The sequence below is a fragment of the Enterobacter sp. MG-EB028 genome, from assembly GCF_056673305.1.
Map to the genome: position 1 here is coordinate 997,792 of NZ_CP195079.1, position 12,299 is coordinate 1,010,090.

12 protein-coding genes and 1 tRNA gene are annotated in these 12,299 nt (G+C 54.6%); 10 read left to right on the forward strand and 3 right to left on the reverse strand.

From position 1 onward, the window contains the following. Positions 1-5: 5 nt before the first annotated feature. From nqrE to nqrM, 3 genes are read left to right on the forward strand one after another with little or no spacing between them, the layout of a single operon-like run. Positions 6-602 (forward strand): NADH:ubiquinone reductase (Na(+)-transporting) subunit E, encoded by a 597-nt coding sequence (nqrE, locus tag ACR42C_RS04585; protein WP_061099102.1) that lies wholly within the window; start codon positions 6-8, stop codon positions 600-602. Between the two features lie 10 nt (positions 603-612). Then, complete coding sequence (gene nqrF / locus ACR42C_RS04590; RefSeq protein WP_479984817.1) at positions 613-1,836, forward strand: NADH:ubiquinone reductase (Na(+)-transporting) subunit F; 1,224 nt, start codon at positions 613-615, stop codon at positions 1,834-1,836. Between the two features lie 53 nt (positions 1,837-1,889). Beyond that, positions 1,890-2,039, forward strand: coding sequence for a (Na+)-NQR maturation NqrM (gene nqrM, locus ACR42C_RS04595; RefSeq protein WP_192845943.1), 150 nt, complete (start codon positions 1,890-1,892; stop codon positions 2,037-2,039). Between the two features lie 30 nt (positions 2,040-2,069). Here nqrM and ACR42C_RS04600 read toward each other — a convergent pair whose 3' ends face one another. Next, entirely contained in the window at positions 2,070-2,930 is an 861-nt protein-coding gene (locus tag ACR42C_RS04600) for a glycerophosphodiester phosphodiesterase family protein (RefSeq protein WP_479984818.1), read from the reverse strand. Positions 2,931-3,088: 158 nt separating this feature from the next. On the opposite strand from ACR42C_RS04600, the gene dinB reads away from it, so the two are divergent. Beyond that, positions 3,089-4,147, forward strand: coding sequence for a DNA polymerase IV (gene dinB / locus ACR42C_RS04605; RefSeq protein ID WP_116341719.1), 1,059 nt, complete (start codon positions 3,089-3,091; stop codon positions 4,145-4,147). A 61-nt stretch (positions 4,148-4,208) separates the two neighbouring features. Here the strand turns inward: dinB and pepD are convergent, their stop codons facing one another. Next, positions 4,209-5,666: a cytosol nonspecific dipeptidase gene (gene pepD / locus ACR42C_RS04610; RefSeq protein WP_116341717.1), complete on the reverse strand. Its 1,458-nt coding sequence runs from the start codon at positions 5,664-5,666 to the stop codon at positions 4,209-4,211. A 260-nt stretch (positions 5,667-5,926) separates the two neighbouring features. Here pepD and gpt point away from each other — a divergent pair, with 260 nt between their 5' ends. From gpt to crl, 3 genes are all read left to right on the forward strand, one after another. Further along, positions 5,927-6,385, forward strand: a complete 459-nt coding sequence (gpt, locus tag ACR42C_RS04615; RefSeq protein WP_003863205.1) for a xanthine phosphoribosyltransferase — start codon at positions 5,927-5,929, stop codon at positions 6,383-6,385. 104 nt (positions 6,386-6,489) lie between these two features. After that, complete coding sequence (gene frsA / locus ACR42C_RS04620) at positions 6,490-7,734, forward strand: esterase FrsA (RefSeq protein ID WP_028012084.1); 1,245 nt, start codon at positions 6,490-6,492, stop codon at positions 7,732-7,734. A gap of 57 nt (positions 7,735-7,791) precedes the next feature. Continuing rightward, positions 7,792-8,193, forward strand: coding sequence for a sigma factor-binding protein Crl (crl, locus tag ACR42C_RS04625; RefSeq protein WP_008500249.1), 402 nt, complete (start codon positions 7,792-7,794; stop codon positions 8,191-8,193). Between the two features lie 100 nt (positions 8,194-8,293). Here the strand turns inward: crl and phoE are convergent, their stop codons facing one another. Then, positions 8,294-9,346 carry a phosphoporin PhoE gene (phoE, locus tag ACR42C_RS04630; protein WP_116341713.1) on the reverse strand — a complete coding sequence of 351 codons (1,053 nt, stop codon included), beginning with the start codon at positions 9,344-9,346 and terminating at the stop codon, positions 8,294-8,296. 305 nt (positions 9,347-9,651) lie between these two features. Here phoE and proB point away from each other — a divergent pair, with 305 nt between their 5' ends. The 3 genes from proB (at position 9,652) to ACR42C_RS04645 (ending at position 12,207) form a co-directional block, all read left to right on the forward strand. Further along, on the forward strand, positions 9,652-10,755 hold the full coding sequence (proB, locus tag ACR42C_RS04635) for a glutamate 5-kinase (RefSeq protein WP_116341711.1): 1,104 nt from the start codon (positions 9,652-9,654) through the stop codon (positions 10,753-10,755). Positions 10,756-10,766: 11 nt separating this feature from the next. Further along, the gene (gene proA, locus ACR42C_RS04640) at positions 10,767-12,020 is read left to right on the forward strand and encodes a glutamate-5-semialdehyde dehydrogenase (protein WP_116341709.1); all 1,254 of its coding nucleotides are present in this window, start codon (positions 10,767-10,769) and stop codon (positions 12,018-12,020) included. A gap of 111 nt (positions 12,021-12,131) precedes the next feature. Further along, positions 12,132-12,207 (forward strand) — tRNA-Thr (locus ACR42C_RS04645). The last annotated feature ends 92 nt before the right edge of the window (positions 12,208-12,299 follow it).

Below are 12,299 nucleotides of genomic sequence, written 5' to 3' on the forward strand. Positions count from 1 at the left end.
CGACGATGGCTCATTACCTGAGTTTATTTGTGCGCGCGGTGTTTGTTGAAAACATGGCGCTCGCCTTCTTCCTGGGCATGTGTACGTTCCTTGCCGTTTCTAAAAAGGTTTCGACGGCATTTGGCCTGGGCGTGGCGGTCACCGTTGTGCTGGGGCTTTCGGTTCCGATTAACAACCTGGTGTTCAACTTCGTGCTGCGGGACAGCGCGCTGGTGGAGGGGGTTGATCTTAGCTTCCTGAACTTCATCACCTTTATCGGGGTGATTGCGGCGCTGGTGCAAATCCTGGAGATGATCCTCGATAAGTATTTCCCGTCGTTGTACAACGCGCTGGGGATCTTCCTGCCGCTGATCGCGGTGAACTGCGCCATCTTTGGCGGCGTCTCGTTTATGGTGCAGCGCGATTACAACTTCAGTGAATCGGTGGTGTACGGCTTCGGTTCCGGTATCGGCTGGATGCTGGCGATTGTCACCATGGCGGGGATCCGTGAAAAAATGAAATATGCCAACGTGCCCGCTGGGCTGCGCGGCTTAGGGATCACCTTTATCACCACCGGCCTGATGGCGTTGGGCTTTATGTCCTTCTCCGGTGTGCAGCTATAAGGGCTAACAGATGGAAATTATTCTTGGCGTGGTAATGTTCACGCTGATAGTACTGGTGCTGTCAGGGCTGATTCTGGCGGCGCGCGCAAAGCTGGTCAATTCCGGGGATGTGATCATTGATATCAATGACGATCCGCAGAACCAGATCCGCACCCCGGCAGGGGATAAACTGCTTAATACGCTCTCGGGGAACGGGATTTTTGTCTCATCAGCCTGCGGCGGCGGCGGCTCGTGCGGACAGTGTCGTGTGACGGTGAAAGAGGGGGGCGGTCATATTCTGCCAACTGAACTGTCGCATATCACGAAGCGTGAAGCGAAAGAAGGTTGCCGCCTGGCATGCCAGGTTGCGGTGCGCCAGAACATGAAGATTGAGCTGCCGGAAGAGATATTCGGCGTGAAAAAATGGGAGTGCGAGGTTATCTCGAACGATAACAAAGCGACGTTCATTAAAGAGCTTAAGCTGCGTGTCCCTGAAGGGGAGAGCGTCCCGTTCCGCGCGGGGGGCTATATCCAGATTGATTGTCCGGCGCACACCGTGGCGTATGCCGACTTCGACGTGCCTGAAGAGTACCGGGCCGACTGGGATAAATTTAACCTCTTCCGCTTTGTTTCCGAGGTAAAAGAGCCAGCGCTTCGCGCCTATTCCATGGCTAACTACCCGGAAGAGAAGGGCATTATTATGCTCAACGTGCGTATCGCCACGCCGCCACCGAATGTGCCTGATGCGCCGCCGGGCGTCATGTCGTCATATATCTGGTCCCTCAAGCCAGGCGACAAGGTGACGATCTCCGGCCCGTTCGGTGAGTTCTTTGCCAAAGATACCGACGCGGAAATGGTCTTTATCGGCGGCGGTGCTGGTATGGCCCCGATGCGCTCGCACATCTTCGACCAGCTCAAACGTCTTAGCAGCAAGCGTAAAATCAGCTTCTGGTACGGTGCGCGTTCCCTGCGCGAAATGTTCTACGACGATGAGTTCGAGCAGCTGGCGCGTGAGAACCCTAACTTTACCTTCCACGTGGCGCTTTCCGATCCGCAGCCGGAAGATAACTGGACGGGCTATACGGGCTTCATCCACAACGTGCTGTATGAAAACTACCTCAAACAGCACCCGGCACCGGAAGACTGCGAGTTCTATATGTGTGGTCCGCCAATGATGAACGCCGCGGTGATCAAGATGCTAAAAGATCTCGGCGTGGAAGATGAGAACATCCTCCTTGATGATTTCGGAGGCTGATCGTGTTGACCTTTCTGGCAACCTTCGCGGTGTTTGTGCTGGTGATCTTCGGGATGTCGCTGGGCTGGATCATCAAGCGTAAAAGTATTCAGGGCAGCTGTGGAGGCATCTCTTCCATCGGGATGGAAAAGGTGTGCGACTGCCCGGAACCGTGCGATGCGCGTAAAAAACGGATGGCTCGGGACCAGCAGAGGATCATCTAGAAAAAGGCCGCTTTGAGCGGCCTTTATCATTTATTTCCAGCTTTTGGCTTTAGCTGGCGAGTCCACCAGAACTCCTTCGGCACCCAGTGTTTTCGCCTTCTGGTAGTCCTCTTCAGAGTTCACGCCGATAAAAATCAAATGGGCATTGCCCTGAGAGCGGAAGCAGTCAACGGCCTCTTTGTCCCACGTTAATGTTGCAGGAGAGACACCTTCGCCTAAGGTGAATTTCTCGACTACCTCTATTTTTCGGTTTAACTCAAGCCCATACCAGTAATCGGCCATTTTTTGTGAAGGAGGCAGACATTCGTGGCTCAACGAAATCGTGGCCAGACGCGTGCGAGTCTCGCTGCGTGTGACAAAGCGGGGGATTTCGGCAGGCAATGCTTCCATATAGCGATCTTCGGTTGAATAGACGCGAACGCGGTTCAGGCTGTTGGTCTCTTTCAATACGTTAAGCAGCGTGTTGCCCATGGTCGCTGGATCTGCATCCGGCGATTTGATGTCAATGAAAAATCGCGTATCTGGCCAGGCGGTCAGTACCGACTTCAGCGTCGGTATCGGGGTATTAAGCAGGTTTTCCGGCAGGCCTTTATCTTTCCACTTCACGCTGGCATCCGCCTTTGCCAGTTCTTCAGCGGTATACTGTGACACCTTTCCCTGCAAATTGGTTAACGCCTTCAGGTCGGCAGGCCGAAAGAGAACCGGTACGTTATCCCGGCTTAACTGCACGGTTATCCAGACGATATCTGCTTTGTTTTCGAGCGCGAGCTTTATGGCTGGCAGGGTGTTTTCAGGTGCATCCGCGGTACCGCCCCGGTGGGCGACGATTTCTGGATTTGCTGATGCGGCACTCGCCAGAAACAGTAGCGAAACCGATAATATTTTCTTCATGAATGATTGCTCTCCATTTATTAGCTAACTCTATGTAAATAAAGGATTTGTCTTGAGCGTTTGTAACACGTTTTTATGACAACTGTGAGTAAGGAAAATTGCTGACGCATTTTTTGCCTTTTGTTATACTGTATATAAATACATGTGTGGTATGACCGATGCGCAAAATAATCCATGTTGATATGGACTGCTTTTTTGCCGCAGTGGAGATGCGTGACAACCCGGCGCTGCGGGATATTCCCATCGCCATTGGCGGCAGCCGCGTTCAGCGCGGTGTGATAAGCACCGCCAACTATCCTGCGCGCAAATTTGGCGTGCGCAGCGCCATGCCGACGGCGATGGCGCTGAAACTGTGTCCGCACCTCACCCTTTTGCCCGGTCGCTTTGACGCCTATAAAGAAGCCTCAAACCATATTCGGGAAATTTTCTCCCGCTACACCTCACTGATTGAACCGCTATCGCTGGACGAAGCCTATCTTGACGTCACCGATAGCCTGCACTGTCACGGCTCCGCTACTCTGATGGCGCAGGAGATCCGACAGACCATTTTTAACGAGCTGAATCTCACCGCATCGGCAGGCGTCGCGCCGGTAAAATTTCTCGCCAAAATCGCCTCCGATTTAAATAAACCCAACGGCCAGTACGTCATCACCCCTGAAGAGGTCCCGGCGTTTTTAAAAACGCTGCCGCTTGGCAAAATCCCCGGCGTAGGCAAAGTCTCCGCCGCTAAGCTGGAAAGTATGGGGTTACGCACCTGCGAAGATGTGCAGCGAAGCGACCTGGCGATGCTGCTCAAGCGCTTTGGGAAGTTTGGTCGCGTACTGTGGGAGCGCAGTCAGGGCATCGATGAGCGCAGCGTAAGCAGCGAACGGTTACGTAAATCGGTCGGGGTTGAACGCACGCTGAGCGAAGACATCCATGACTGGTCGGAATGCGAAACCATTATTACGGAACAGCTCTATCCGGAGCTGGAACGACGCCTGAGCAAAGTAAAGCCTGATTTACTGATTGCCCGACAGGGCATCAAACTGAAATTTAACGACTTTCAACAGACAACGCAGGAGCACGTCTGGCCGCGCCTGAACAAGGAGGATCTTATCGCAACGGCGAAAAAGGCGTGGGAAGAACGACGAGGCGGACGAGGGGTGAGGCTGGTGGGACTGCATGTCACATTACTGGACCCGCAGTTAGAACGTCAGTTGGTTTTGGGATTGTAATAGCCCCGTGGCACGAGGTTGTTCACCCTCTCCCTTGAGGGAGAGGGCTGGGGTGAGGGGATTACTTAGCAGGAATCGCCTTCAGCAGTTCTGTCAGCAGCGTCCAGTAATGGCCGACGCTTTCGATATGAACCTGCTCATCAGGAGAGTGCGGACCGGTGATGGTCGGCCCGATGGAAACCATGTCCATATCCGGGTACGGTTTCTTGAACAAACCACACTCCAGACCCGCGTGGATCACCTGGATGTTCGGGGTGCTGTTGAACAGACGCTGATAGGTTTCACGCACCAGCGCCATTACCGGAGAACTTGCATCCGGCTGCCAGCCCGGGTAGCTGCCTTTTGCAGACGTTTTCGCGCCCGCCAGCGTACCCAGAGATTCCAGCATGCTCACCACGTACTCTTTACCGCTGTCGATCAGGGAGCGGATCAGGCAGATGATTTCCGCGCTGTCGTCGCTCATGGTCACCACGCCCACGTTAAGGGAGGTTTCCACCACGCCTTTCGCCACGTCAGAGTTGCGAATAACGCCGTTTGGCGTCGCATTCAGCAACTGAACGAAAGTGTCACGAGACTGCGCGGTCAGCGCGGCTTTATCCGTAGAAACGGATTCCAGCACCACGGTCAGGTTCTTCTCTTTCGCCGACAGTTCGTTTTTCAGGATATCCAGGTAGACGCTGGAGAGTTTTTTCAGCTCGTCCGCTTTTGCCGCTGGCACCGCCACGGTGGCAAAGGCTTCGCGTGGGATTGCGTTGCGCAGGGTACCGCCGTTGAAGTCCACCAGACGAAGATCCAGCTCGGCCGCGTGGCCCGCCAGGAAGCGCGCCAGCAGCTTGTTGGCATTACCCAATCCCAGGTGAATATCACCGCCCGAGTGACCGCCTTTCAGCCCTTTCAGCGTCAGCTTGAAGGTCTGGAAGCCTGCAGGAATCGCTTCGCGAGACAGCGGCAGAGTAGAGATGAAATCAATCCCTCCCGCGCAGCCCATGTAGATCTCACCTTCTTCTTCGGAGTCGGTGTTGATCAGGATGTCGGCCTGCAGCCAGTTCGCCTGCAGACCGAACGCGCCGTCCATGCCCGCTTCTTCTGTCATGGTCAGCAGCACTTCCAGCGGACCATGCTCAACGCGGTCGTCGGCCAGCACCGCCAGCGCAGAGGCCATACCGATACCGTTATCCGCGCCCAGCGTGGTGCCACGCGCTTTCACCCAGTCGCCGTCGATGTACGGCTGGATTGGGTCTTTAGTGAAGTCGTGAACGGTGTCGTTGTTTTTCTGCGGCACCATGTCCAGGTGCGCCTGCAGCACAACCGGTTTACGGTTTTCCATGCCTGCGGTGGCAGGTTTGCGGATCAGAATGTTGCCAACCTGGTCGCGCTCAGCGTGCAGGCCTTTTTCCTTCGCCCAACCCATAATATGTTCGGCAAGCTGTTCTTCATGGTAGGAAGGGTGTGGAATGGAGCAAATTTTGGCAAAAATATCCCACAGCGGCTGCGGAGATAATTGAGACAGTTCAGACACGATAAGTCTCCTTGTCGAGGCGCTGCAAACAGGGTTGCAGGCCACAGGGTTAGCAGGTTAATAGTTACCACAAGACAGGCTTGCGAGATGCAACTGAGAATACCACTTTCTCTGCTGGCGGGTAGCATAAAGCATGTAAAAACTCAGGCAGAGGGCGCTAAACACTGGTTTTTAGTGCGTCAGATCTCTATAATCTCGCGCAACCTATTTCCCCCTCGAACACTTTTTAAGCCGTATAAAAACAGGCTGGGACACTTCACATGAGCGAAAAATACGTCGTCACCTGGGACATGTTGCAGATTCACGCACGCAAACTGGCTGCGCGTCTGATGCCTTCCGAACAGTGGAAAGGCATTATTGCCGTCAGCCGTGGCGGTCTGGTACCGGGGGCGCTGCTGGCACGTGAGCTGGGTATTCGTCATGTCGATACCGTCTGCATCTCCAGCTATGACCATGATAACCAGCGTGAGCTGAAAGTGCTGAAACGCGCTGAAGGCGACGGTGAAGGCTTCATCGTTATCGACGATCTGGTGGACACCGGCGGTACCGCGGTGGCTATCCGCGAAATGTATCCAAAAGCGCACTTCGTGACGATCTTTGCTAAGCCGGCGGGCCGTCCGCTGGTTGACGATTACGTAATTGATATCCCGCAGGATACCTGGATTGAACAGCCGTGGGATATGGGCGTGGTCTTCGTACCGCCTATTTCAGGCCGTTAATTTCAGTACGTAACTTTACACGCCCGGCTATGCCGGGCGTTGTTCTTTTTATCCCGCCACGCGTTACAATGGGCACTATATGACGTATCCATGGAGGCAACGCAATGACGCAGGCGAATCTCACCGAGACTCTTTTCAAACCCCGTTTCAAACACCCTGAAACGTCGACGCTGGTCCGTCGGTTTAATCCGGGTACCATGCCTGCCGTCCAGTCTGCGTTAGACGGTAAAAACGTGCCCCACTGGTACCGCATGATTAACCGCCTGATGTGGATCTGGCGCGGTATAGACCCCCGTGAAATCCTCGACGTGCAGGCGCGTATCGTGATGAGCGAGTCGGAGCGTACCGACAGCGAGCTTTACGATACGGTGGTGGGCTACCGGGGCGGAAACTGGATCTACGAATGGTCTAAACAGGCGATGCTCTGGCAGCAAAAAGCCAGTCAGGAAGAAGATGCCACGCGCAGCGGCAAGCACTGGCTGCATGCAGCCAATCTCTACGCCATCGCCGCCTATCCGCATTTGAAAGGGGATGAGCTGGCCGAGCAGGCTCAGGCGCTGGCGAACCGTGCCTATGAGGAGGCGGCTCAACGCCTGCCGGGTCAGATGCGCGAGCTTGAGTTCGCCGTTCCGGGCGGTGCGCCCGTCACCGGGTTCCTGCACATGCCTGAAGGCGATGGCCCGTTCCCGACCGTGCTGATGTGCGGCGGTCTGGATTCCCTGCAAATTGACTATTACAGCCTGTATGAGCGCTACTTCGCACCAAAAGGGATCGCGATGCTGACGCTCGATATGCCATCCATTGGCTTCTCGTCGAAGTGGAAGTTAACGCAGGATTCCAGCCTGCTACACCAGCATGCGCTTAAAGCGCTGGAAAATGTTCCGTGGGTTGACCACACCCGCGTTGCGGCATTCGGCTTCCGTTTTGGGGCAAACGTCGCGGTGCGTCTGGCTTATCTTGAATCTTCGCGGCTGAAGGCCGTCGCCTGCCTGGGCCCGGTGGTTCACGCCCTGCTCAGCGATCCTGCCCGTCAGGGGAGCGTGCCGGAGATGTACCTTGACGTGCTGGCCAGTCGCCTTGGCATGCATGATGCATCAGACGAAGCGCTGCGTGTCGAACTCAATCGTTACTCGTTAAAAACGCAGGGGTTACTGGGCCGCCGCTGCCCGACGCCGATGCTTTCCGGTTTCTGGAAAAACGATCCGTTCAGCCCTGAAGAAGAGTCACGCTTAATCACTTCGTCATCTGCGGATGGCAAATTGCTTGAGGTGCCGTTCAGCCCGGTGTATCAGAATTTTGACAAAGCCTTGAAAGAGATCACGCGCTGGATCGCCCAGAGAGTGTGTTAATAGATTGCTAAATTTCGCTGGTTTGGTAAAACAGTGGCTTCACAAAAGGAGATCGCAATGACGTTACCGAGTGGACACCCGAAAAGTAGGCTGATTAAGAAATTTATGGCTCTCGGCCCGTATATTCGAGAAGAGCAGTGTGAAGAGAATCGCTTTTTTTTCGACTGCCTGGCTGTTTGCGTCAACGTGAAGCCTGCACCCGAAAAACGTGAATTCTGGGGCTGGTGGATGGAAATGGAAGCAGAGGAGAAGCGTTTTACGTATAGCTACCAGTTTGGCCTGTTTAATAAAGACGGCAACTGGCAGGCGACCACCATTAAAGATCAGGAAGTAATCGATCGCCTGGAATATACCCTGAAAGAGTTCCACGACAAAGCGAGCGCACTGCTGGCCACCCTGGACCTTAAGTTCGAGCCAGCGGATGACTTTTCCAGCGAAGCGGTGAAGCTGACCGCGTAATGGTTTTCTCCCTCTCCCTGTGGGTGAGGGCATCAGACCGCATTTATCTTGGGCAAAAAAATCCCGGCTTATATGCCGGGATTTTCTTATTTGGATAATCTTAGAACTGGTACGTCACGCCCAGCGCAACGATATCATCGCTGCTTACGCCCAGTTTATTATCGTCGTCAATCTGGTTGATTTTATAATCAACAAACGCGGACATATTCTTGTTGAAGTAATAGGTCGCGCCAACATCAATGTATTTCACCAGATCTTCATCACCAATACCTTCGATATCTTTGCCTTTAGACTGGACATAACCCAGCGACGGGCGCAGACCAAAATCGAACTGATATTGCGCAACAACTTCAAAGTGTTGTGCTTTATTTGCAAAGCCGCCTGAAATTGGCGTCATATTGCGGGTTTCAGAATACATCGCTGCCAGATAAATATCGTTCGCGTCGTATTTCAGACCGGTAGCCCAGGCCTCTGCTTTCTGCCCCTGGCCACGCGCCAGCAGGTTCTGCGCGTTGGTGCGGTCAGAGTTGGTGTACGCGCCGCTGACCGCGAAATCGCTGCCGCCGAAGTCATAGGTCAGAGACGTACCGAAACCGTCACCGTTCTGTTTCTTGGCGTCACGGTTTTCGTTTTTACCCTGGTACTGCAGCGTCATGTCCAGGCCGTCAATCGCACCGAAGAAATCCGTGTTACGGTAGGTGGCAAGACCGGACGCACGCTTGGTCATAAAGTTGTCGGTCTGCGCGGAAGAGTCGCCGCCGAACTCCGGGAACATATCGGTCCACGCTTCGACGTCGTACAGGGCACCCAGGTTACGACCGTAGTCCAGTGAGCCAAAGTCTTTCACTTTCAGACCAGCAAACGCCAGGCGTGTTTTCTGCGAGGAGTCGCTTTCCGCTTTATTACCGGCAAATTCTGCTTCCCAGCGGCCATAGCCCGTCAGTTGATCGTTAATCTGGGTTTCGCCTTTAAAACCGAAACGAACGTACGTCTGGTCACCATCTTTGGTGTCATCATCACTGATATAGTGCATAGCTTTCACTTTGCCGTACACGTCCAGTTTATTACCGTTTTTATTATAAACTTCTGCTGCGTGAACAGATGCGGAAGCCACCACGCCCATAACCACTAATGCCAGAGTGCTCTTTTTCATTTTCGATCCTGTCTTATAAACGCGCTTAAAAAATTCGCTGGACGATAAGCTCATGCTTAAGTCCCGTGAAAAAACAGGAAGGGTTTTATCGTTCTGGAATGAAACTTTTATGACAAACTAAGAATAATTTTAAAAAACTGTGATTTATTATTACGGTAATAAATTTGTCAAATTCTGCCGCTACGCTTCCTGATCCCGCGCAACAAAGTGCCTGGTGATGCACTAAGGCAGTTGGCAACCGGGCTGACTCCTGTTAAAACGTTCGTTCGACATTACTTTCCCTTATCGTTGAACGGCAGAGAATCATGAGTGACAGCCAGACGCTGGTGGTAAAACTCGGTACCAGTGTGTTAACAGGCGGATCGCGCCGCCTAAATCGCGCCCACATTGTTGAGCTTGTACGTCAGTGCGCTCAGCTGCATGCCGCAGGGCACCGTATTGTGATTGTGACCTCCGGGGCGATTGCCGCCGGGCGTGAACACCTGGGTTACCCCGAACTCCCCGCGACGATCGCCTCTAAGCAGTTGCTGGCCGCCGTGGGACAAAGCCGACTCATTCAACTCTGGGAACAGCTGTTCTCTATCTACGGTATTCACGTCGGGCAGATGCTGCTGACGCGTGCGGATATGGAAGACCGGGAGCGTTTCCTTAACGCGCGCGATACGCTGCGCGCGCTGCTGGACAACAACATTGTTCCCGTTATTAACGAAAATGATGCCGTTGCCACCGCTGAAATTAAAGTGGGCGATAACGATAACCTCTCTGCGCTGGCCGCCATTCTGGCCGGTGCCGATAAATTGCTGCTGCTGACCGATCAGCAGGGGCTATTTACCGCCGACCCGCGTTCCAACCCGGATGCCGAACTGATCGCCGACGTTCACGGCATCGACGATGCCCTGCGCGCCATCGCCGGTGACAGCGTTTCAGGCCTGGGTACGGGTGGCATGGGCACTAAGCTGCAGGCCGCTGACGTGGCCTGTCGTGCCGGTATCGACACTATTATTGCTGCGGGCAGCCGCCCTGGCGTGATTGGCGATGTGATGGAAGGCATTTCCGTCGGCACCCGCTTCCATGCCCAGGAATCCCCGCTGGAAAACCGCAAGCGCTGGATATTTGGCGCGCCTCCCGCTGGCGAACTCGTCGTCGATGAAGGGGCAACCGCTGCGATTCTGGAACGAGGGAGTTCATTGCTTCCTAAAGGAATTAAAAGCGTGACAGGCAACTTCTCCCGTGGTGAAGTGATCCGCATCCGTAACCTTGAAGGTCGCGACATCGCCCACGGCGTAAGCCGCTATAACAGCGATGCCCTGCGCCGCATTGCGGGCCACCACTCGCAGCAGATCGACGCCATTCTGGGCTATGAATATGGTCCGGTTGCCGTACATCGCGATGACATGATTATTCGTTAAGGAGCCAGAACATGCTGGAACAAATGGGCGCCGCCGCGAAGGCCGCCTCTTACAAACTGGCGCTCCTTTCCAGCCGCGAGAAAAACCGCGTGCTGGAAAAAATCGCTGATTATCTGGAATCACAGTCCCAGGAAATTTTGCTCGCCAACGAGCAGGATCTGCTGGAAGCGCGTCGCAACGGCCTGAGCGAAGCGATGCTCGACCGCCTGGCGTTGACCCCGGCCCGCCTGAAGGGCATCGCCGACGATGTGCGTCAGGTCTGCAATCTGGCCGACCCGGTAGGGCAGGTGATTGACGGTGGGCTGCTCGACAGCGGTTTACGCCTGGAGCGCCGTCGCGTGCCGCTCGGCGTCATCGGCGTGATTTATGAAGCCCGTCCAAACGTGACGGTTGACGTCGCTTCCCTGTGCCTGAAAACCGGTAACGCCGCCATTCTGCGCGGCGGGAAAGAGACCTGGCGCACTAATGCCGCGACGGTAAAGGTCATCCAGCAGGCGCTGGAAGAGTGCGGCTTGCCGGCGGGTGCCGTGCAGGCGATAGAAAGTCCTGACCGCGCGCTGGTCAACGAAATGCTGCGCATGGACAAATACATCGACATGCTGATCCCACGCGGTGGCGCGGGCCTGCACAAGCTTTGCCGCGAGCAGTCGACCATTCCGGTGATCACCGGCGGCATCGGCGTATGCCATATCGTGGTCGACGACAGCGCTGAAATTGAACCGGCGCTGAAGATTATCGTGAACGCGAAAACCCAGCGTCCAAGCACCTGTAATACGGTGGAAACGCTGCTGGTGCACCAGGATATCGCAAACACCTTCCTGCCGGCCCTGAGCAAGCAGATGGCGGAGAGCGGCGTGACGTTGCATGCTGACGCCAACGCGCTCGCACTGCTTCAGAATGGCCCGGCTAACGTGGTTCCCGTAAAAGCGGAGCAGTACGATGACGAGTTCCTGTCACTGGATCTGAACGTGAAAATCGTGAGCGATCTCGACGACGCCATTGCGCACATCCGTGAACACGGCACCCAGCACTCGGACGCCATTCTGACGCGGACGCTGCGCAATGCCGATCGCTTCGTGAACGAAGTGGACTCATCCGCTGTGTATGTGAATGCCTCTACCCGCTTCACCGACGGTGGACAGTTTGGGTTGGGCGCAGAAGTGGCGGTCAGCACGCAGAAACTGCACGCGCGCGGTCCGATGGGCCTCGAAGCACTCACCACTTACAAGTGGATCGGCTTCGGTGACGATACGATTCGTGCGTAAATAATCACGGGTGATGCAAAAATAGCCGTTTGATTCAAAAGGGCATTGACGCATCACCCGGATAGATCTAACCTTTTGCCCCGTGGTTACACTCGTAACCGGCCTCTCAGGGCCGATATAGCTCAGTTGGTAGAGCAGCGCATTCGTAATGCGAAGGTCGTAGGTTCGACTCCTATTATCGGCACCATCTTTTCCAATAAAATCATATAATTACTGTTGCATTGTTTTGCTTTACTTAACACGAATGTGCATTTTTGCGCGTTGTGAGTGTGGCAAAAT

Excerpts from the sequence above, each read along its gene's own strand:
- crl (WP_008500249.1), top strand. The coding sequence starts at position 7,792 with ATGACGTTACCGAGTGGACACCCGAAAAGTAGGCTGATTAAGAAATTT.
- nqrM (WP_192845943.1), top strand. The coding sequence starts at position 1,890 with ATGTCGCTGGGCTGGATCATCAAGCGTAAAAGTATTCAGGGCAGCTGT.
- ACR42C_RS04600 (WP_479984818.1), bottom strand. The coding sequence starts at position 2,930 with ATGAAGAAAATATTATCGGTTTCGCTACTGTTTCTGGCGAGTGCCGCA.
- nqrF (WP_479984817.1), top strand. The coding sequence starts at position 613 with ATGGAAATTATTCTTGGCGTGGTAATGTTCACGCTGATAGTACTGGTG.
- gpt (WP_003863205.1), top strand. The coding sequence starts at position 5,927 with ATGAGCGAAAAATACGTCGTCACCTGGGACATGTTGCAGATTCACGCA.
- proA (WP_116341709.1), top strand. The coding sequence starts at position 10,767 with ATGCTGGAACAAATGGGCGCCGCCGCGAAGGCCGCCTCTTACAAACTG.
- phoE (WP_116341713.1), bottom strand. The coding sequence starts at position 9,346 with ATGAAAAAGAGCACTCTGGCATTAGTGGTTATGGGCGTGGTGGCTTCC.
- dinB (WP_116341719.1), top strand. The coding sequence starts at position 3,089 with ATGCGCAAAATAATCCATGTTGATATGGACTGCTTTTTTGCCGCAGTG.
- nqrE (WP_061099102.1), top strand. The coding sequence starts at position 6 with ATGGCTCATTACCTGAGTTTATTTGTGCGCGCGGTGTTTGTTGAAAAC.
- proB (WP_116341711.1), top strand. The coding sequence starts at position 9,652 with ATGAGTGACAGCCAGACGCTGGTGGTAAAACTCGGTACCAGTGTGTTA.
- frsA (WP_028012084.1), top strand. The coding sequence starts at position 6,490 with ATGACGCAGGCGAATCTCACCGAGACTCTTTTCAAACCCCGTTTCAAA.